This window comes from Salinispora oceanensis, from assembly GCF_000383575.1.
GTDB lineage: Bacteria > Actinomycetota > Actinomycetes > Mycobacteriales > Micromonosporaceae > Micromonospora > Micromonospora oceanensis.
This window is the reverse complement of record NZ_KB911579.1, coordinates 2,644,340-2,663,104: the sequence shown is the minus strand read 5'-3', so window position 1 is coordinate 2,663,104 and position 18,765 is coordinate 2,644,340. Positions and strand designations below refer to the sequence as shown.

At 70.3% G+C, this 18,765-nt stretch carries 19 protein-coding genes; 6 read left to right on the top strand and 13 right to left on the bottom strand.

Annotation, left to right across the window (positions count from 1 at the left end):
- Positions 1-88: 88 nt before the first annotated feature.
- Positions 89-886, bottom strand: a complete 798-nt coding sequence (locus SALPAC4_RS0112475) for a class I SAM-dependent methyltransferase (RefSeq protein ID WP_019870610.1) — start codon at positions 884-886, stop codon at positions 89-91.
- Between the two features lie 161 nt (positions 887-1,047).
- Between SALPAC4_RS0112475 and SALPAC4_RS0112470 the strand changes: the two genes are divergently transcribed.
- Entirely contained in the window at positions 1,048-2,091 is a 1,044-nt protein-coding gene (locus SALPAC4_RS0112470) for a sodium:calcium antiporter (protein WP_019870609.1), read from the top strand.
- Between the two features lie 85 nt (positions 2,092-2,176).
- Here the strand turns inward: SALPAC4_RS0112470 and SALPAC4_RS28820 are convergent, their stop codons facing one another.
- From SALPAC4_RS28820 to SALPAC4_RS0112450, 4 genes are all read right to left on the bottom strand, one after another.
- A complete protein-coding gene (locus SALPAC4_RS28820; protein ID WP_263404846.1) occupies positions 2,177-2,299 on the bottom strand; it encodes a hypothetical protein in 123 nt (40 codons plus the stop codon).
- Positions 2,300-2,541: 242 nt separating this feature from the next.
- Positions 2,542-4,833: a heavy metal translocating P-type ATPase gene (locus SALPAC4_RS0112460; protein WP_019870608.1), complete on the bottom strand. Its 2,292-nt coding sequence runs from the start codon at positions 4,831-4,833 to the stop codon at positions 2,542-2,544.
- 8 nt (positions 4,834-4,841) lie between these two features.
- The gene (locus SALPAC4_RS0112455; protein WP_019870607.1) at positions 4,842-5,030 is read right to left on the bottom strand and encodes a hypothetical protein; all 189 of its coding nucleotides are present in this window, start codon (positions 5,028-5,030) and stop codon (positions 4,842-4,844) included.
- A gap of 21 nt (positions 5,031-5,051) precedes the next feature.
- The gene (locus tag SALPAC4_RS0112450) at positions 5,052-5,261 is read right to left on the bottom strand and encodes a heavy-metal-associated domain-containing protein (RefSeq protein ID WP_018731537.1); all 210 of its coding nucleotides are present in this window, start codon (positions 5,259-5,261) and stop codon (positions 5,052-5,054) included.
- 104 nt (positions 5,262-5,365) lie between these two features.
- Between SALPAC4_RS0112450 and SALPAC4_RS0112445 the strand changes: the two genes are divergently transcribed.
- From SALPAC4_RS0112445 to SALPAC4_RS0112435, 3 genes are all read left to right on the top strand, one after another.
- On the top strand, positions 5,366-5,668 hold the full coding sequence (locus SALPAC4_RS0112445; RefSeq protein WP_018254491.1) for a metal-sensitive transcriptional regulator: 303 nt from the start codon (positions 5,366-5,368) through the stop codon (positions 5,666-5,668).
- Positions 5,669-5,706: 38 nt separating this feature from the next.
- Positions 5,707-7,050, top strand: a complete 1,344-nt coding sequence (locus SALPAC4_RS0112440) for a YibE/F family protein (RefSeq protein ID WP_019870606.1) — start codon at positions 5,707-5,709, stop codon at positions 7,048-7,050.
- 298 nt (positions 7,051-7,348) lie between these two features.
- The gene (locus tag SALPAC4_RS0112435; protein ID WP_027644566.1) at positions 7,349-8,365 is read left to right on the top strand and encodes a coiled-coil domain-containing protein; all 1,017 of its coding nucleotides are present in this window, start codon (positions 7,349-7,351) and stop codon (positions 8,363-8,365) included.
- 135 nt (positions 8,366-8,500) lie between these two features.
- Here SALPAC4_RS0112435 and SALPAC4_RS0112430 read toward each other — a convergent pair whose 3' ends face one another.
- Entirely contained in the window at positions 8,501-9,202 is a 702-nt protein-coding gene (locus SALPAC4_RS0112430; protein WP_027644567.1) for a carbonic anhydrase, read from the bottom strand.
- Positions 9,203-9,494: 292 nt separating this feature from the next.
- Between SALPAC4_RS0112430 and SALPAC4_RS0112425 the strand changes: the two genes are divergently transcribed.
- On the top strand, positions 9,495-10,031 hold the full coding sequence (locus SALPAC4_RS0112425; RefSeq protein ID WP_019870603.1) for a C39 family peptidase: 537 nt from the start codon (positions 9,495-9,497) through the stop codon (positions 10,029-10,031).
- A gap of 73 nt (positions 10,032-10,104) precedes the next feature.
- Here SALPAC4_RS0112425 and SALPAC4_RS0112420 read toward each other — a convergent pair whose 3' ends face one another.
- Both SALPAC4_RS0112420 and SALPAC4_RS0112415 read right to left on the bottom strand, forming a co-directional pair.
- Positions 10,105-10,287, bottom strand: a complete 183-nt coding sequence (locus SALPAC4_RS0112420) for an antitoxin (protein ID WP_018814242.1) — start codon at positions 10,285-10,287, stop codon at positions 10,105-10,107.
- Between the two features lie 94 nt (positions 10,288-10,381).
- A complete protein-coding gene (locus SALPAC4_RS0112415) occupies positions 10,382-11,029 on the bottom strand; it encodes a dienelactone hydrolase family protein (RefSeq protein WP_019870602.1) in 648 nt (215 codons plus the stop codon).
- A gap of 148 nt (positions 11,030-11,177) precedes the next feature.
- Between SALPAC4_RS0112415 and SALPAC4_RS27950 the strand changes: the two genes are divergently transcribed.
- Complete coding sequence (locus SALPAC4_RS27950) at positions 11,178-11,354, top strand: hypothetical protein (RefSeq protein WP_018731544.1); 177 nt, start codon at positions 11,178-11,180, stop codon at positions 11,352-11,354.
- A gap of 53 nt (positions 11,355-11,407) precedes the next feature.
- Here SALPAC4_RS27950 and SALPAC4_RS0112405 read toward each other — a convergent pair whose 3' ends face one another.
- The 5 genes from SALPAC4_RS0112405 to SALPAC4_RS0112385 all read right to left on the bottom strand — a co-directional run bounded on the left by SALPAC4_RS0112405 (position 11,408) and on the right by SALPAC4_RS0112385 (position 18,756).
- Positions 11,408-13,783 carry a glycoside hydrolase family 65 protein gene (locus tag SALPAC4_RS0112405; protein ID WP_019870601.1) on the bottom strand — a complete coding sequence of 792 codons (2,376 nt, stop codon included), beginning with the start codon at positions 13,781-13,783 and terminating at the stop codon, positions 11,408-11,410.
- Positions 13,780-14,535 carry an HAD family hydrolase gene (locus SALPAC4_RS0112400; RefSeq protein WP_027644568.1) on the bottom strand — a complete coding sequence of 252 codons (756 nt, stop codon included), beginning with the start codon at positions 14,533-14,535 and terminating at the stop codon, positions 13,780-13,782. The genes SALPAC4_RS0112405 and SALPAC4_RS0112400 overlap by 4 nt, the downstream gene beginning before the upstream one ends.
- A gap of 58 nt (positions 14,536-14,593) precedes the next feature.
- A complete protein-coding gene (locus SALPAC4_RS0112395; protein ID WP_019870599.1) occupies positions 14,594-15,058 on the bottom strand; it encodes a DUF4442 domain-containing protein in 465 nt (154 codons plus the stop codon).
- Positions 15,059-15,134: 76 nt separating this feature from the next.
- A complete protein-coding gene (locus SALPAC4_RS0112390; protein WP_019870598.1) occupies positions 15,135-16,442 on the bottom strand; it encodes an ABC transporter ATP-binding protein in 1,308 nt (435 codons plus the stop codon).
- A gap of 118 nt (positions 16,443-16,560) precedes the next feature.
- On the bottom strand, positions 16,561-18,756 hold the full coding sequence (locus tag SALPAC4_RS0112385; RefSeq protein WP_019870597.1) for a bifunctional glycosyltransferase/CDP-glycerol:glycerophosphate glycerophosphotransferase: 2,196 nt from the start codon (positions 18,754-18,756) through the stop codon (positions 16,561-16,563).
- Between the last annotated feature and the right edge of the window lie 9 nt (positions 18,757-18,765).

The following is an 18,765-nucleotide window of genomic DNA, read 5'->3' as shown; positions in this document are numbered from 1 at the left end:
TGTCGGCGCTATCCTGCCGGCCCCGGGTGTTCATCCGGTGAACCGCGTGCAGCCACCCAAAAAAGCCGAGGCCACCTGGTCCGGCCGGTTACCGGCTCGCGCTCGGCCGCCGGCCCAGGTGGATGAGGAACTCGTTCTCCTCGACGAAGGTGTCGGTGTCGCTGTACCGGGCCAGGACGGCGCGGACCGCCTCGTCGAACTCGTGGAGCCGGTCGCCGAAGAGTTCCGGTTCGGCGAACGTGGTGGAGTGCAGGTAGCCGAGGATGCTGTTGGCCGTCCAGGTCCGGTGCACCGGTACGACGGTCTCCTCGACCCGGTTGAACGGCGAGTCGCGTAGGGCCTGCAGGTCTGGGCGGCGCTGCCCGTGGAACGTGCCACCACCCGCCCGCCGTTGTTCGCCGAGAAATTCTTGGATGACCGCCCGGACCGCCAGTTCCCACTCGTTGTCGGCGACCCAGAAGCTCTTGTCGGCGAAGATGGCGACGGCACCGTCCCGGCTGATCTGTGCGTCCAGTTGGTTCAGGACCCGCGCCTGATCGAGCCAGTGGAACGTCCGGCAGATCGTCACCAGGTCGGCCTGCCACCCGGCTGGCGGGGTGTACTCCTCCGCGGTGGATTCCTGGAAGCGCAGCTGGGCCTCGGCGGGTAGCCGCGGGCGGAGTGCGTTCTCGGCCGCGGTGAGCATCTCGGCGTCCGGGTCGATGCCGATGATGTCGTCGAACCGGTCCCGTAGCGCCTCCACCACGAGGCCGGTGCCGGTGCCGATGTCGAGCAGCCGTCGTGGCGAACCGGCGGGGACCGCAGCGTCCAGGACATCGGCCACCTCCGTCGGTATGTCCGGCCGGAAGTGTCGGTAGAAACCGACAGTTCCATGGAAGATGCTCATAGCTGCCTCCTTACGGCAAAGACGTAAGAACCATAGGCATTTGGCTGTTCCGGTAGCGGCGAAATGCACCAACCCGTTCCGGCCAGCCCGCCATCGGGGTTTGCGATCCGGACATCGGCCACCGCGGGATTCGATCGGGCAGATCGGGGAATCCCCGGCCGGTGCCGGACGTACTGACCAGCCTGCCGTGGCCCACCGGGCCGAGCATCGCCGTCTTCGGGGTGGCGGGGATCCTCACGGTGCTGGGCAGCATCCGCCTGGTCGCCCTCGGCGACACGCTCGCCGACCGAACCGGCTGGGGTGAGGCGTTCTTCGGCGCGGTCTTCATCGGGCTAGCGACATCGCTGTCCGGCATCGTGATGACCGCCGTCACCGCGGCCGCGGAGCAGCCGCAGCTCGGCTACAGCAACGCGGTCGGCGGGATCGCCGCCCAGACCACCGCGGTCGCCGTGGCCGACGCCTTCCACCGCCGGGCCAACCTGGAGCACGCCTCGGCGTCGCTGTCGAACGTACTCTTCGGGGTCCTGCTCATCGTGCTGCTCTCGCTGGCCCTGCTCGGCCGCTACGCACCGGACGTCACCGTGGCCGGCCTGCACCCCGCCTCGGTCGCCATGGTCGCCGCCTACCTCGGCGGCCTACACCTGGTCCGCCGCTCCGGAGCGAGTCCACTGTGGCGAGCCGTCGCCACCACCGAGACCCTGCCGGACATCACCCACGAGCACGGCAGCCTCGACCGGACCAGCTCCAGCCGGCTCTGGGTGCGCTTCGCGGCGGTGGGCCTGCTGGTCGCGATGGGAGGATGGGCGATCGCCCGGTCCGCCGAGAGCCTGGTGCTGGGCACCGGCTTGAGCGCGGGCTTCGTCGGGGCGATCCTGATGGGCGCGGTGAACGCGCTCCCGGAGACGGTTACCGCCGTCGCGGCGGTCCGCCGAGGCGCCCCGACCCTGGCCATCGCCGCCGTCCTCGGCGGCAACAGTCTGGACGCCCTCAACCTGGTGGTCGGCGACGTGGCCTACCGCGGTGGCTCGATCTACCACGCCGCGGGCGACGCCCAACTCTTCGTGACCACCAGCGCGCTGTTCATGACCGCGATCCTGCTGGGCGGCCTTCTGGTGCGGCAGGCGTACGGCTGGGGGCGGCTCGGCTTCGAGGGCATCCTGTTGCTGACCAGCTACGCGGCGATGACCATCATCCTAGCGACCTGACCAACGCCGGGACCTCGGACGAGGAACCTCCGCGCTGGGCGGCGGTGTAACGTCCGGTGGATCTGGCCCGAATACCCGGTGCGGGTCAGCGGCTCGTCGGGACCGGCGGAGGTGGAGTGGCTGGGCTGCCCGCGTTGCGCTGCTCGCCGTGACCGGCCAGTACCAGCACGACCAGTGCCGCCAACGCGGCGGCACGCCGCGCGATCACCACGCACCTCGACACCCCGACTCACCCCCGTTTCGCACCGCGACCTCCCCAGTTGCTGGCAACGCCGCCGTACGGCGTTGTCCTGGCAACGAGTGGACTCGACGGTGGGACACGTCCCACCCCCCCCACGGCGGGGGCGGGCCCGGCGACGACGGCTCAGCGACCCAGCAGTCCCGGCAGGATGCGTACCCGCCCGGCAGCTGCGCAAAACGCACGGGCCGGGCGGGCTTGGAAACTCCTCGTTACCGGGGGCGGCCGAACGACCGGTGTCCGGCCGAGAGCTGAGTCAGTGGGCGGAAACCCCGCAGCCGGAGACTGTTGACGACCACGAAGACCGAGGAGAAGGCCATCGCGGCTCCGGCGATCATTGGGTTGAGCAGACCGGCCGCGGCGAGGGGGAGCGCCGCCACGTTGTAGGCGAACGCCCAGAACAGGTTGCCCTTGATGATCGTTAGGGTCCGCCGGGACAACCGGATGGCATCGGCGGCGGCGGTCAGGTCGCCCCGGACCAGAGTCAGGTCGGACGCCTCGATCGCCACATCCGTACCGGTACCCATCGCCAGCCCGAGGTCGGCCTGAGCCAGCGCCGCGGCGTCGTTGACCCCGTCCCCGACCATCGCCACCACCCGGCCCTCCTGCTGGAGCCGCTGGACCACCGCTACCTTCTCGGCGGGCAGCACCTCCGCGACCACCTCGTCGATCCCGACCTCGGCCGCGACCGCCCGGGCGACGGTCTCGTTGTCGCCGGTCAGCAGCACCGGATTCAGGCCCAGCTCCCGCAGTTGTCGGAGCGCGAGCGCGCTGGTCGGCCGGACCACGTCGGCGACCGCGAGCAGCCCGCGGGCCCGCCCATCCCAGGCCACCAGCACCACCGTCGCACCGCTGGCCTGCGCCGTGGCACCGGCGGTCACCAGCTCCTCCGGTACGTCCAGTCCCCGCTCCCGCAGCAGTCGGAGCCGGCCGACCAGCACGCGGTGACCCGCCACCGCGCCCTCGACGCCCAGTCCTTCGAGGTTGGCGAAGTCGGTTACCGGCGGCAGGGGCCCCGCCTCGGCCGCGCCCGCTGCGACCGCCTGGGCGATCGGATGCTCCGAGGCGGCTTCCAGGGCGCCGGCGAGCCGGAGCAGTTCGGCCCGCTCCACACCGCTCGCCGCGACCACGTCCACCAGGGTCATCCGACCGGCGGTGACGGTCCCGGTCTTGTCCAGCACGACCGTGTCCACCGTCCGGGTGGACTCCAGCACCTCCGGCCCCTTGATCAGGATGCCGAGCTGCGCGCCCCGGCCGGTGCCGACCAACAGCGCGGTGGGGGTAGCCAGGCCCAGGGCACAGGGGCAGGCAATGATCAACACAGCTACCGTGGCGGTGAAGGCGGCGGTCGGGCCGGCGCCACTCCCCAGCCACCAGCCCAGGGTGGCGGCGGCGAGGGCGATCACGATGGGAACGAAGACCCCGGAGATCCGGTCGGCGAGACGCTGCACGGCCGCCTTGCCGGACTGCGCGGCCTCCACCAGTCGGGCCATCTGGGCGAGCTGCGTGTCGCTGCCGACTCGGGTGGCCTTCACGACCAGCCGTCCACCCGCGTTGACGGTGGCGCCCACCACGGCGTCGCCGGACTTGACCTCGACCGGCACGGACTCACCGGTGAGCATGCTGGCATCGACCGCCGAGCTTCCCGCCACCACCACCCCGTCGGTGGCGATCTTCTCACCCGGGCGCACCACGAACCGGTCCCCCACCACAAGCTGGTCGATCGGGATGCGGGTCTCCGTGTCACCGCGCAGCACCGCCACGTCCTTCGCACCCAGCTCCAGCAGGGTGCGCAGGGCGGCGCCGGCGGTGCGCTTCGCGCGCGCCTCGAAGTAGCGGCCGGCGAGGATGAAGGTGGTGACGCCGGCCGCCGCCTCCAGGTAGATGTGGCCCGCACCACCGCCAGAGACGATGGCGAAGCTGAAGGGGTGGGTCAGGCCGGGAACGCCAGCCGTACCGAGGAAGAGCGCCCAGAGCGACCAACCGAACGCGGCGAGGGTGCCCAGCGACACCAACGTGTCCATGGTCGCCGCGGCGTGCCGGAGGTTGACCCAGGCGGCCCGGTGGAACGGCAGGCCACCCCAGACCACCACCGGGGCGGCCAGCGTCAACGACAGCCACTGCCAGTAGGTGAACTGCCAGGGCGGCACCATCGCCAGCAGGATCACCGGCACGGTGAGCACGGCCGAGACCCAGAGCCGGGTAGCAAGCCCGCGCAGCTCGTCAGCCGGCTCGGCGGCGGGCGCCGCTGCGGCTGCCGGTGGCGGCGGTACGACGGCGGTGTAGCCGGTCTTCTCGACCGTGGCGATCAGATCATCGGGGGTCACCCCGTCGGCGTACCCGACCCGAGCCTTCTCGGTGGCGTAGTTCACCGTGGCGGCCACGCCGGGCATCCGGTTCAGCTTCTTCTCGATGCGGGCGGCGCAGGAGGCGCAGGTCATTCCGCCGATCGACAACTCAATCTGGTTGGCGGCCCGCGGCTTCGGGCTGCTCGTGGTGGTCATCGCGCTCCCTACCGGTCGGGGCGGGACCCGGCGCCGGGGTCGTCATGCTCGGGGTTTGCGTGCTCGGGGTCGTCGTGATGGGTCTCGACGGCGGGGGTTGGGGTGCCGGGGCCGGTCACCTGACCGACCCCGTACGCCACGCCGAACACCGCCGCGAGACCGAGCAAGAAGGCGGTGAGCTTCGTCGCCGTTTTCATGCGGGGCTCGGTCTCGGCCGGTCAGGCGTTGACGAGGTCGTAGCCGGCCTCGTCAACCGCGGCGCGTACGGTCTCGACCTTCATCGGGTGCTGGCTGGTGACGGTCAACCGGCCAGCCGCCAGGTCGACCTCAACCTGCTCCACCCCCGGCAGCTCACCCACCTCGGCGCTGACCGCGGCTACGCAGTGCCCGCAGGTCATGCCCTGCACCTGGTATGTGGTGGTGACCATGGGAACCTCCCCTGTTGCCAGTCCAACCCCCCGAGGCAATACCCCCGGGGGGTAACTGCCTGCGACTTTAACATACCCCGGAGGGGTACGCTATCCTGATCCGCATGACCAGACCCGACCCCGCCCCGGTCCGCGGTTACACCGCCAGCAAGGACCAGCTACTCACCCGGCTGCGCCGGGTCGAGGGGCAGGTCCGGGGAATCGAGAAGATGGTCGAGGAGGATCGATACTGCATCGACGTCCTCACCCAGATCTCCGCGATCCAGGCCGCACTGGACAAGGTGGCGCTCGGGTTGCTCGACGGGCACGCCCGGCACTGCCTGCACGAGGGGGCGGCCGAGGGACGAGCCGACGAGATGGCGACCGAGATGATGGCGGCCGTCGGCCGACTGATGAAACGCGGCTGACCGTCCCGTTCCTCGCCCGGTAGTCGTTGGGAGAACAAATGGGCGCCGACCACACCCGACCCGCTCCGTCCACCCCACCCCGGGTGCGACGGATCCTCGTGGCGACGGTGGTCCCCCTGCTCCTCGCCACCCTGGCTACCGCGGTGGCCCTCTGGCCGCGCGACACCCGCACGGCCGAGCCGGGCACCGAGCCACCCCGCTACCACGGCACCGTGACGAAGGTGGTCACCGAGCCCTGTCCCCCCACCCCGGCGTCCTCCGATCCCGGGCTGACCACCGATGACGGCCCCTGCGGCGAGGTGACCGTCCGGGTCGAGCAGGGGCCGGACGCCGGGCGTCAGGTCGGCACGCCGATCCCCGCTGGACCGGGCGCCCCCGATGTCGCCGTGGACGACGAGATCATCCTGGTCAAACTGACCGACCCCACCGACCCGACCACGAGCATGTACACCATCGCGGAGCACCAGCGAGGCAAGCCCCTGCTGTGGCTGGTGGCGCTCTTCGCCGCCGCGATCGTGGCCTTCGGCCGCTGGCGCGGCCTCGCCGCCCTCGCCGGCCTGGCGGCGAGCTTCGCCGTCCTCCTGACGTTCGTCCTGCCGGGGATCAGCGCCGGCCAGTCGCCGCTACTGGTCGCGGTGGTCGGCGCCGCACTGATCATGTTCGTGGTCCTGTACCTCACCCACGGCGTGACCGCGCAGACCTCGGTGGCGGTTCTCGGCACCCTGGGCAGCCTGATCCTCACCGGCCTCCTCGGCACACTCGCCACCGCCGCCACCCGGCTGACCGGGTACGGCAGCGAGGAGGCGATCACGCTGTCGATGTTCCAGACCAACGTCGACCTGCACGGTCTGCTACTGGCCGGAATCATCATCGGCTCGCTCGGGGTACTGGACGATGTCACCGTGACCCAGGCCGCCACGGTGACCGAGCTGGCAACGGCCAACCCGGGGCTGTCCCGCCGCCAGCTCTACCGCTCCGCCACCCGGGTCGGGCGGGCCCACATCGCCTCCACGGTGAACACCATCGTGCTGGCGTACGCCGGAGCCTCACTGCCGGTGCTGCTCCTGCTGACCGCCGACTCGCGCCCGGTGAGCCAGATCCTGACCAGCGAATTCCTCGCCCAGGAGATCGTCCGCAGCGCGGTTGCCACGCTGGGATTGATCGCCGCGGTCCCCCTCACCACCGGGCTCGCCGCCATCGTGACCGCCGCCGGTCGCACCGCTGGCGGCAAGTCGGGCGAGAGCACCGCTGCCGCACCACCACCGCGACCGCGCGCCCGCGTCGAGGTACTGGAAGCGCTCAGCACTCCCCGCTCCGGCCCGGTCACCTCCGCCGCCGATCGACGGAGCGACGGGGGCCAGAACACGGAAGACCCATGGTAAGAGCACTCAGCGTAACGAACCGGACCCGCTGGGCGGGCAATCAGGGCACTTATCACCCAACGTATCGGCGATTTCGGGCGATTGGTCGAGTTTGGGGCGTAGCTCGACCGGATGAGCGTCAGGTAACCTCGCTGCCGGTCACCGCCGAAGGCGCGCACCGGCACCTGCGGGACCACCGCCCAATCGCCGCGAGGCGAGCCGGGGAAACGGGCAGCCGTACGCCAGCTGCCCGTTCAGGGAGCACTTACCGCCCCAACCCATCAGCTCGCCCAGCCGGCGGTCAACGGAAGGGATCATTGTGACGGCACCCCCTCGCCGCTGGTTGACGCCCGTGGCGGCTGTGCTCACCGCGTTGGCCGTGCTCGCCGGGCCGGTCCCGGTGTCCGCCACCCCCACCTCCCCACCGCAGCCCTCGGGGCACGACGAGGAGCCGGAGCTACTCGGCGATCTCATCGAGGTCCGCAACCGCGAGTACGTGCAGGCCAAGGCGCAGCTGGCGGAGTCCGAGAAGCGTCAGGTCGCCCTCGAGAAGGAGATCAAGAAGGCACAGGCCGAGCTGGACGAGCTCGGCCCCCAGGTGGCGGAGATCGCGACCCAGTCATACCGGACGGGACGGGTCGGCGCGATATCGGCGTTGCTGGAAGCAGACACCCCCGACTCCTTCATCGCCCGGGCTACCGCCCTGGATGAGGTAAACCGCGTCAACGATCAGCGCATCAAGGCGGTCAACACGATCAAGACCCGTGCCGAGCAGGCGAAGGTGGGGATTGACGAAGAGGTACGCAAGCAACAGAAGCTGGAGAGCGACCTCGAACGCGGAAAGCTCGAAGCGGAGAAGGCCCTCCGCCTGGTCGGCGGCAACGGCCTTACCGGCGGCCTGGTCGACGCCGAGTCGCCGGTCGCCCGGGTCGCCCCGGGGCGCAACTCGGACGGCAGCTGGCAGTCGCTTGGGTGCACCGAGGATGATCCGACCACCGGTGGCTGCATCACCGCGCGGACGCTGCACATGTACAACGAGGTCAAAAGAGCCGGCTTTGACCGATTCGTCGGATGCTACCGCTCCGGTGGGCCGTACGAGCACCCCAAGGGCCGGGCCTGCGACTGGTCGCTCCAGGACAGCGGTTTCCGCTCCTGGTACAACAACGACATGCGCATCTACGGCAACAACCTGACTGCGTTCCTGGTCCGTAACGCCGACCAGCTCGGCATCTACTACGTGATCTGGAACCGGCAGATCTGGTTCCCGGCCACCGGCTGGAAGTCGTACAGCGGCCCATCGAACCACACCGACCACGTCCACGTGTCGTTGCTGTAGCCGCCGACGAACCGGGGCCGGCGCCGCGCTTTCGCGGCGCCGGCCCCGCTGTCGTTCTCGGGGCCAGCCCGGTCGCCCCCGTCAACGACGCGGCTCAGGCGGGAGCGGGCGGCTCCGTCCCGGCGTCGCCGACCTTCAGGGTGTGCCCGAGGCCGGGAGCCCAACCTCGGTAACGGTCCGGACCGCGCCGGTCGTGAGCTGGTACGACATCCCCACGACCGCGCAGGTGCCGGCGGCCACAGCGGCAGCGACCGCCGTCGAGCGGTCCAACAGCACGGAAACGGTCTGCCGGACATGTTGATCAATTATCTGGTCCAGGTCGCTGACCCCGGCGGCCTCGGCCCGACGGATGCTCGGCAGCACCGCCTCCACCACCGCACGAAGATGCCCGGGTGCCGGTACGCCGGTGGCCTCCACTGACCTGGCCGCCTGCACCGCGCCGCAGGAGTCGTGCCCGAGTACCACCACCAGCGGCGCACTCAACGCGGTGACGGCGTACTCGATGCTGCCGAGCACCTCCGGCCCGACAGAGTGGCCAGCCGTGCGTACCACGAACAGGTCGCCCAGACCCCGGTCGAAGATGAGCTCAACCGCGAGCCGCGAATCGGAACAACCGAGGATCACCGCGAAGGGCTGCTGCCCCTCCGCCAGCGCGACCCGGCGGCCGACATCCTGGTGCGGGCGGTCCGGAGCTCCGGCGGCGAACCGCCGGTTGCCGGCGTGTAGCTCGGCGACCGCCGCTCGGGGGCCGACCGGCTGACTCCGCACATCGCCAGACCCACCGACGGACAGCTGATCTACGCCCGACTGCACAACGGGCGTTTCGGGGGGATTCATGCCCTTACCTCATCCCTGTGGAGGCCCCAACGTGACGGCCCGGCGTACGCCGACCCCGGGCCTTCTCCACGCTCACATGAAGCAGAAAGCACGTCAAGGCATGCGTGATCTGCGCTTCATATGTTGGCTGCGCGCCGGATGCGCCGAGGAATGCCCACCGCCTCTGGCCTGTTGAAGCTCCGGTAGCCCTGGCATCGACCGACCGTCGCGGCCCGGGCCCGCCATCCGTGCCGAGCGCCGCGCGGTGCTTGCCGTCCCCCTCCGGACGTCAGACCCCCGAAGGAGCCCGACCATGAGCACGATCACCGCCACCGACGGCCGCTCCGCCGCCGGACTGCTGGTCACCGTCGATTATCAGGCGCAGCCCAACTTCTACTACTGCGGGCCGGCGGCGACCCGGATGGCTCTCTCCGCGCTGGGCAGGCCGCTTCCGCAGACTGAGGTCGCCCAACGGCTCGGCACCACCCAGGCCGGCACGGACTCGGCCCGGGACATCACCCGCGTCCTCAACGAGCTGACCGGTGACGCATACCGAACCACCGAGATACCGGACACGACAGCCAAACCGGATGAGGTCCACCAGCTACGCGAAGACACCCGGCGCGCTCTGGCGCAGGGACGCGCGGTGGTGGCCAACGTCCGGGGGACCACGGTCGACACCGACGGCACCCCGCACTCGTACGAGGGGGGCCACTACCTGACGCTGGTCGGTTACCGCGCCGAGGACGACCTCCTCCGGGTCGCCGATCCGGCCGCACCGAAGCGCGAATACTGGATGACCGTGCCGAAGGTCGCCAACTGGATCGCCGAACGCGGCTACTCGTCCTGACCGCCGTCGGGCCGGTCTCCCCTGCAGGGGAGACCGGCCCGTTCGGCGCATCCCGCGCCGAAGCTCGGATGCGTCAGCGGTTCTGGTCGCCCTCACCGGTCCGGGACCGCATCATCTCCACGCCACGATCGACGTGCTCCTTGTACCGGCCGCCGGTGCGCTCGTTGACCATGTCACCGGCCTTCTCTATGCCCTGGTCGACCTGCTCGTCCTGCTTCTCGACATACTCCCTGGCCTGGTCCATGAATTTCTTCATGTGATCCCTCCTAGGGTCGGGTGTTGCACCCAGGGCATTCCCCAGCGCCCGGGGCACAAACACCGACCGCGCCGGGACAGCGTGCACCGGCGGATCACCCAAGGTGATCGGTGAACCAGGTCGCCGCCGCTCGAGCCACCTGTTCCAGCGCACCGGGTTCCTCGAACAGGTGCCCGGCGCCGGGGACCACCGTCAGCTCCACTGGCTCCGGCAACGCCGCCCGAGCCTGCTCATTCAGGGTGAGCACCTGGTCGTCGAGGCCGCCCACCACCAGTAGGGTCGGCGTTCGCACCCGGCCCAGCGCCGGGCCGGCAAGGTCCGGCCGGCCGCCTCGGGAGACCACCGCGCCGACCTCGTCCGGGCGGTCGGCGGCGGCCACCAGGGCGGCGGCGGCCCCGGTGCTGGCCCCGAAGAGCCCGATCGGCACCGCGCCCACCGGCTCTCCGGTGGCCAGCCAGTCGACGATCGCGGACAGCCTGCCGGCCAACCGGCCGATATCGAACCGCAGCTGCGCGGTGCGCGCGTCGGCCACTTCCTCATCCGGGGTGAGCAGGTCCACCAGGACGGTGCCGAGCGCGCTGCGGTTGAGGACCTGCGCCACCGCGACATTGCGGGGACTCCGCCGCGAGCTGCCGCTGCCGTGCGCGAAAAGCACCACTCCGGCCGGCTCCGGCGGCACCCGAAGATCAGCCGTGAGCTGGACGTCGCCCGCCGGAACCGGCACCTCACTCCGTGCGTCCACGCCCCGGTCCTTCCCGCCCGCTCGCCCGCCATGCCTACTCCTCGGGGCCTGTCCGGTCCCGTTTCGCCCGGGTGGGCTTCGGGTACCCGGCCAGGTGAGGCAGACCGTACCGGCGCAGGCAGCGCCCCGATGGATCGTGAGGGTCGCCATGGCACAGCAGCAGGAGTCCCGGCAGCAGGCCGCTGAGCGGGAACGACGAAAGCGCGACGCGAACCGTAACCGGGACTGGGCGGACGAGGCGGCGCAGGCGCGTACCGCCGATGATCCCCGAGCGATGGCGCCGCGGGACGCCGCCGGCCGCCCCTCCCAGGGCAGACAGCTGTGAGGTGTTGACCTCGGTCGAGGCCCGGTCCGGCCCGGCCGGGGCGGGCCCCGACCCTACGGCTCCCGCTCCGGGAGTCGGATCAGCGGGTCGCGGCCGGGCGGCTGCTCCGGGGTCTGGCTCGGCTCACTCACCGGTGGGGTCGGCCGGGTCGCCGGTTCGGCGCCGGTGACCTCAACTCGCTCGCCGTGGTGCAGTAACTCCAGCGTCTCCTTCGGGTCGCTGTGCTGCAACGCGTAGGTGGTCTGGTGCGGCTGGATGTCCACCCGAAGTTGGACTTGGCGCCAGTGCAGGGAAAATTCCAGCCGGCCCAGTCGGCTGGAGAGCCGGGGCGTGAAGCAGAGCGTTCCGTCGTGCTCACGTAACCCACCGAACCCGGCGACCAGGGCGATCCACGCACCAGCCAGGGAGGCGATGTGGACGCCGTCGCGGGTGTTCTCGTTCAGGTCGTGCAGGTCCATCAACGCGGCCTCCCGCAGGTAGGTGTGGGCTAGCTCCGGATACCCCACCTCAGCTGCGAGGACGGACTGGGTACAGGCCGACAACGACGAGTCGCGGACGGTGCGGCGCTCGTAGTAGAGGAAGTTGCGCAGCTTCTCCTCCGGGGTGAACGCATCCCCCCGCCAGTGCATCGCCAGCACCAGATCGGCCTGCTTGATCACCTGCCTGCGGTACAGATCGAAGTACGGATAGTGCAGCAGCAACGGATACTTCTCCGGTGGGGTGTGGACGAAGTCCCACTCCTGGAACCGGGTGAAGCCCTCAACCTGCTCGTGTACGTCGATCTCCTGGTCATAGGGGATATGCATGGAGGCGGCGGCGTCCCGCCACGCCGCCGTCTCCTCGTCGGTTACACCCAGATGCCCGGCTTCCTCCCGGTACCGCATCGCCGTCTCCGCGGCGGTGGTCAGGTTCCGTTGCGCCATCAGATTGGTGTAGACGTTGTCGTTCTTGATGGCGGTGTACTCGTCCGGGCCGGTCACCCCGTCGATGTGGAACTGCCCGTGCCGGTCGTGGTGGCCCAGCGACCGCCACAGCCGCGCGGTCTCCACCAGCAACTCCAGGCCGATCTCCCGCTCCAGGTCGGTGTCCTGGGTGGCCTGCACGTAGCGACGTACCGCGTCGGCGATGCCGGCGGCGATGTGAAAGCCGGCGGTACCGGCGGGCCAGTAGCCGGAGGATTCTGGTCCCTCAATGGTGCGCCAGGGAAAGGCCGCGCCCTTCAGGTTGAGCACACGGGCCCGTTCCCGCGCGATCGGCATGGTGTGATGCCGCCAGTGCAGGGCATCGCGCACCGCGGTGGGATGGGTGTAGGTGAGCACCGGCAGCACAAACATCTCGGTGTCCCAGAATGCGTGGCCGTCGTACCCCGGGCCGGTGAGACCCTTCGCCGAGATCGGCCGGCGCTCGGCCCGGGTGCCCGCCTGGAGCACGTGAAAGAGCCCGAAGCGTACCGCCTGCTGCACCTCGGGGTCGCCCTCCACCAGCACGTCGGCGGAGTCCCAGAACTCCTTTAGGTACTCCCGCTGTTCCCGCAGCAACCCGTCCCACCCGTCCAGTTGGGCGGCGGCCAGCGCGGCGCCGACCTGGTCCCGCAGTGCCGGCAGCGACCGCCGGCTGGACCACCCGTACGACAGGTGTTTCACGACCCGCAGCGTCTCGCCGGGCTTGAGCACGCAGGCGATGGTGGTCCGCACCCAGTCCTCGTACCCCTCGGACTCGATGTTGGTCCGCGCGGTGGTCTGCACCTCGTGCTCCATCGCGGCGGCGAGGCGCAGGCCGGAGACCTTCGTGCGGTGGATCAGCAGGCCACCGTCATGGGTGGTCAGCTCCTCCTCGGCATACAGTGGCGACTCCAGCACCGCCGCCACCCGGGGATCCTTGCTCTGGGCCGGGAGGGTTTCGTTGGCCACCAACTCCGACTGGACGATCAGCCGCAGCGGTTTACCATCCACGACCTCGACCTCGTAGTTGATCGCGGCGGCGGAGCGCTGACGGAACGAGACCAGCCGGGTGCTGCGGACGCAGACCTCCCGCCCGGCCGGGGAGCGCCAGTGCACGGTCCGGTGCAGCGTGCCGTCGCGCAGGTCGAGCACCCGCTCGTGGGCGAGGAGTTCGCCATAGCGCACGTCGAGCGGCTCATCGTCAACCAGCAGCCGGATAATCTTCCCGTTGGTCACGTTGACGAGGGTCTGTCCGGACTCGGGGAAGCCGAAGCCGGCCTCCGCGTGCGGCAGGGGGCGTAGCTCGTAAAAGGAGTTCAGGTACGTTCCCGGCAAGCCGTACGGCTCGCCTTCGTCAAGGTTGCCGCGCAGACCGATGTGCCCGTTGGAGAGGGCGAACACCGACTCGGACTGAGCCAACACGTCCATGTCCAGCCTGGTTTCTCGGACATGCCACGGCTCGACCGGGTATGCACGTTCTCGGATCATGCCCCCGGCTCCCGATTCTCGATCAGCTCCGCGAGGTCCCGCACAACGATGTCCGCGCCGTGCGCCAAGAGGGCATCGGCCTGCCCGACCCGGTCCACGCCCACCACGTACCCGAAGTCCCCCGCTCGACCGGCGGCGACTCCGGCGAGGGCGTCCTCGAAGACGGCCGCGTTGCCCGGAGCTACCCCGAGCCGCTCGGCCCCGGCCAGGAAGGTGTCCGGTTCTGGTTTGCCGCGTAACTTCTCGGCGCGGGCGACGAGACCGTCAACCCGCACCTCCAGCAACTCCTCCAGCCCGGCGGCGGCGACCACCTCGCAGCCGTTGGCGCTGGCGGTGACCACCGCTCGGCGCAGCCCGGCGTCGGTCACCGCCCGGAGGTACCGCACCGAGCCGGGGTAGGCGTCCACCCCGTGCGTGCGCAACTCCTGGAGCAGCCGGACGTTCTTGCAGTTGCCGAGGCCGTGGACCGTCTCGGCCTCGGGCGGGTCGTCCGGTGTTCCCTCGGGAAGCACGATGTCGCGTGAGGAGAGAAAGCGGCGGACCCCGTCATAGCGGGGCCGGCCGTCAACGTATCGCCGGTAGTCCTCATCTGGGTCGAAGGGGGTGAAGGGCTCGTTGTTGGCTGCGGCGCGACGACGCAGGAACTCGTCGAACGTCACCCGCCACGCGGCGTTGTGGACGCGAGCGGTCTGGGTGAGAACCCCGTCCAGGTCGAACAGGCAGGCGGTCACGTGCGCAGGCAGACCCAGCATCGTTCGAATCTATCCAGCCTGGTCGTGGCGCAAACCGTTTCGGCGGTCAACGCGCCGATCAGTGCGGGCGAAGCGTCCAGACGATGGCCATCTCCCCGGTGGGTTTGCCCTCCTCGGTGGCGATCTCCACGCCAACCCGAAACTCGGGTCGCTCTCCGGCCTCCAGCTCCGCGACCACGTCGGCGACCGGCCGATCAAGCCGCGCGGTCGCCCGCACCGGCCCCATGGCGAGCTTCCGGTAAGCGATCTCCGCGCTGACGGCGAGCGGCGTCGCCCGGTCGAGCACCGGCGCGAACGCGGCGACCACGACCGCACCGGAGGCCGTCTCGCCGAGGGTGAACATGGCGCCGGCGTGCGGCCCACCGACATGGTTGTGGGTAGCCGGCGTATCGGGCAGCCGGACCACCGCCCGGATCCCGCCGTCGGCCTCGGGGGCCACCTCGACGAATTCGAAGCCCAGCGTACGGGCGAAGGGCACGGCCGCCAGCATGCTGGCGGCCACCTGGCTCGCATCGATGCTCATACCCGGACATGTTACCGATCGGTAACCAGGGCGACAAGGCGACGCTCAGCGCCCGACCACACGCGGGACTCCCGCATCAGCGCCAGCCGACATCGATCCGGTCACCGTGCTCGTCGAAAAAGTGCAGCGCGTCCATCCGGACCTGGATCGCCAGCTTCTGCCCCGGGGATACCGCGGGATAGGGTGCCAGCCGCACCGCCAACTCCGCCGGCCGGCGGTGGTGCCGACCCGGATCGGAAAGAACGCTGGCTGGCGTACGGCTCGTCCCGGCCTGCTGCTCCTCGTCCGCCGTACCGAACCGCCCGGTGATCCGCCGCATCACCCGGCCGAACTGACGCAGGCCTCGTTGCCCGACCACGCCCCCGTCCGCCGGCACCGTCGCCTCGTCCACGACGACGGCGGTAGCGCCGATGTCGAGAAAGGCGAGCGATTCGTGCCCGTGATGCTCCAGGTGACGGAGCTGCCCGTGCAACACCGGGCCCGGCGTGTTCGGGGCGGTCGGGGTCAGCGCCTCGGCCCGGACGCCGACCACGATCCGCTCGCCGTGATAGTGACCCACCGCCCGGGTGCGCATGTCGTCCCACGGGAGGTGCAGCGCCTGTTCTCCGAGGTTGAGCGCTACGTATTGGTCCAGGTGCACGTGGACCGCGGCCTCCAGCAGGTTCATCCGCGGGGCGCCGAGAAACGTGGCGACGTAGAGGGTGGCCGGGCGGCCGTAGACCTGAGTCGGGGTGCCGACGTCCTGCAGGACCCCTTTGCGCATGATCGCCACCCGGTCGGCCATGGTCAGCGCCTCGGTCTGGTCGTGGGTCACATAGAGGGTGGTGACCCCCAGCTCCCGGGTAAGTCCAGAAATCTCCGCACGCAGCTCGGAGCGGAGCCCGCTGTCGAGATTGGATAAGGGCTCGTCCATCAGGAAAAGCTCCGGCCGACGCACGATCGCCCGCCCCATGGCGACCCGCTGCCGCTGGCCACCGGAGAGCCGGTCGGGCCGGCGGTCGAGAATATCGGCGATCCCCAACGCAGCCGCGACACCGGCGACCCGTTCGCCGCGCCGCTCCGCCGCCAGGCCAGCCAGACGCAACGGAAAGGCGATGTTGTCGCCGACGCTCAGGTGCGGATAGAGGGCGAAGTCCTGAAAGACCATCGCCACCGACCGATCGCGGGGCGGCAGATCGTTGGCGAACTCGCCGTTGAGGAAGACCGCACCGGAGGTCGGCTCCTCCAGGCCGGCGACCATGCGCAGCACGGTCGACTTGCCACAGCCGGAGGGACCGAGCAGCACCATGAACTCACCGTCGTTGACGTCAAGGTTCACGCGATCAACGGCGCGGGCACCGGTCCGGAAGACCTTGGTCACATCCTTGAGCGCGACGGTGGCCACCCGTTCCTCCCCACCTGACCAACTCGGACCTGAACGACTGTGACGAGCCCCACCCGACCTGCACATCGGATGAACGTTCAATCTTCGCCGCCGCACCGCACCGCCTTGTGGCGGAGCGCTAGCTGGCCGGATCGGCTTCGGCGTCAGCCACACCGAAGATCCGCCGGACCACCCGGTCGGCGGCGTGGCCGTCATCGAGCCGGCAGAACCGGTCCCGGAACCGACGCCGCGCCGCCTCCGCCGACGGATCACGCAGCGCACCGGAGCGGAAGAGGTCAAGCAGACCGGCGAAGTCCGTCGCCACCGCCCCCGGCGGCTCGGCGATTACATCCAGGTAGACGCCACGGGTCAACCGGTACGCCGCCCAGTCCGGTGCGTACACGACGATCGGCCGGTCTAGGACGGCGTAGTCGAACATTGCCGACGAGTAGTCGGTGACCAGCACGTCGGCGGCGAGATAGAGGTCCTCCACCCGGGGATAGCCGCTCACGTCGCGCAATCGGTCCGGGTAGGCCGCGTCCGGAGTCGGGGAGGCGCGGTCGTCGAAGTAGTGACTGCGCATCAGCAACCGACCAGCGGGCCCCAACGCGGCGAGGAACCGGCCCGGGTCGAACGGCGGCCGGTACCCCGGCAGGTGCTCCCGGTGCGTCGGTAGGTAGAGAACCACCTGCTCGCCGACCCCCAGGCCCAGCTCGGCCCGGATCCGCAGCACCTCCTCGGTGGTGGCGGTGGCCAGCCGATCGTTGCGCGGATACCCCACCTCTAGCGTGGTGTACGCGGCCGGGTAGGCCCGCTCCCACATCTGGGTGGAGAAGCTGTTCGAGGTGATGCTGTAGTCCCACCGGTCCACCCGGTGCAGCAGCCCCGCGAAGTCCATCAGGGCCCCGACCGGGTAGCACTGCTGGTCCAGGCCCATCACCTTGATCGGCGTGCCGTGATGGGTCTGCACATGCACGGTGCCGGGTCGCTTCCGGACGAAGTTGGGAAAATTGACGTTGTTGACCAGCCAGCGGGCCTGCGCCAACGCCCGGTAGCCTGCGGGGGTGCCGGCGACCACGTAGTCCACGCCGGCCGGCAGCGAATCCACCCGGTCCCGCCGCACGATCCACACCCCCCGCACGTGCGGGGCGAGTCGCCGGGCCGCCTCGTAGATCGCCGCCGGATTGCAGGCGTAGCCGCGGTACCAGTAGGCGGCGTACACCGCCAGCCGCGGGTCGACCGGCCGCAGTAACTCGGCCCGGTAGTACTCGCGCAATCCGACATCGCGAACCCGCCGGAGGAGCGGCACCGCCCCACGCCGGGCCCGTCGGGTCGCGTGGGCAGCGATACCCCGTACCCGAGCGGCACCGCGCAGTACGTTGTACGTCCGCCACCGGCCGTTGGCGACCAGGCGGTGCTTCAGCCCTTCGACCCCGGGCTGGGCCGGCTCGCCCTGCGCCGGAAGCCAGCGGGCATGGTCGGCGGCGATCCGAACGAAGAAGGCGGGCCGCAGGTCCGCCGGGATCCGCTCCCCGGTGCCGAGCACGGTCAGGTAGTGCCAGATCATCCGCTCGAAGAGGGCCGGGCGGAGGTCGTCCTCGTCCGCTCCCACCTCGTCCAGGAGCGCGAACACCCGGTGCCACTGCGCGAAGACCTCGAAGTGCCGGTCCCCCCGGGTCCGGGTGATGGCGCCGGCCCGGCGCTGCCGATAGTTCACGCAGACCCGATCTAGCACCCCGATCCGCTGGGCGCGGAGGAGCACCGGGTAGGTGAACGAGACATCTTCGTACCAGCCGGGGGCGAAGCGCAGCCCGTGCTCGAGCAGGAACGCGCGGCGCAGCACCTTGTTCCACGCGGTGTGCAGCAGGCGGATCGTCTCCGGTCGCTCACGTAGCCGGAACGTCGCCGCCCCGGGCGAAGACGGAAAGACCTCGCGCATCCCGCTCTGGGTGGCGCCCCCGTGCCACCAGGCCCGGACGTGGTCAACGACGAGGACATCCGGTGTGGTGGCGCGCAGCCGCTCGACGACCTCAACGAGGCACTCCGGCGCCAACCAGTCGTCGCCGTCAACGAACCACACGTACTCCCCGCCGGCCTGATCCAGGCCGACGTTGCGGGCTGGGCCGAGTCCCCGATTCGCCGGCAGCGTGATCGTCCGTACCCGTTGGTCACGGGCCGCGTACTCGGCCAGGATCTCGCCGCTGCTGTCCGGCGAGCAGTCATCGACACCGATCACCTCGATCCCGGCCACCGGCTGCCCGAGGATCGAGTCCAGGCATTCGCGCAGATAGCCCTGCACCCGGTAGGCCGGGATCACGAAGCTGATCAGTGTCACCCGGCCCCC

Excerpts from the sequence above, each read along its gene's own strand:
- SALPAC4_RS0112475 (WP_019870610.1), bottom strand. The coding sequence starts at position 886 with ATGAGCATCTTCCATGGAACTGTCGGTTTCTACCGACACTTCCGGCCG.
- SALPAC4_RS0112460 (WP_019870608.1), bottom strand. The coding sequence starts at position 4,833 with ATGACCACCACGAGCAGCCCGAAGCCGCGGGCCGCCAACCAGATTGAG.
- SALPAC4_RS0112455 (WP_019870607.1), bottom strand. The coding sequence starts at position 5,030 with ATGAAAACGGCGACGAAGCTCACCGCCTTCTTGCTCGGTCTCGCGGCG.
- SALPAC4_RS0112450 (WP_018731537.1), bottom strand. The coding sequence starts at position 5,261 with ATGGTCACCACCACATACCAGGTGCAGGGCATGACCTGCGGGCACTGC.
- SALPAC4_RS0112445 (WP_018254491.1), top strand. The coding sequence starts at position 5,366 with ATGACCAGACCCGACCCCGCCCCGGTCCGCGGTTACACCGCCAGCAAG.
- SALPAC4_RS0112440 (WP_019870606.1), top strand. The coding sequence starts at position 5,707 with ATGGGCGCCGACCACACCCGACCCGCTCCGTCCACCCCACCCCGGGTG.
- SALPAC4_RS0112430 (WP_027644567.1), bottom strand. The coding sequence starts at position 9,202 with ATGAATCCCCCCGAAACGCCCGTTGTGCAGTCGGGCGTAGATCAGCTG.
- SALPAC4_RS0112425 (WP_019870603.1), top strand. The coding sequence starts at position 9,495 with ATGAGCACGATCACCGCCACCGACGGCCGCTCCGCCGCCGGACTGCTG.
- SALPAC4_RS0112420 (WP_018814242.1), bottom strand. The coding sequence starts at position 10,287 with ATGAAGAAATTCATGGACCAGGCCAGGGAGTATGTCGAGAAGCAGGAC.
- SALPAC4_RS27950 (WP_018731544.1), top strand. The coding sequence starts at position 11,178 with ATGGCACAGCAGCAGGAGTCCCGGCAGCAGGCCGCTGAGCGGGAACGA.
- SALPAC4_RS0112405 (WP_019870601.1), bottom strand. The coding sequence starts at position 13,783 with ATGATCCGAGAACGTGCATACCCGGTCGAGCCGTGGCATGTCCGAGAA.
- SALPAC4_RS0112400 (WP_027644568.1), bottom strand. The coding sequence starts at position 14,535 with ATGCTGGGTCTGCCTGCGCACGTGACCGCCTGCCTGTTCGACCTGGAC.
- SALPAC4_RS0112395 (WP_019870599.1), bottom strand. The coding sequence starts at position 15,058 with ATGAGCATCGATGCGAGCCAGGTGGCCGCCAGCATGCTGGCGGCCGTG.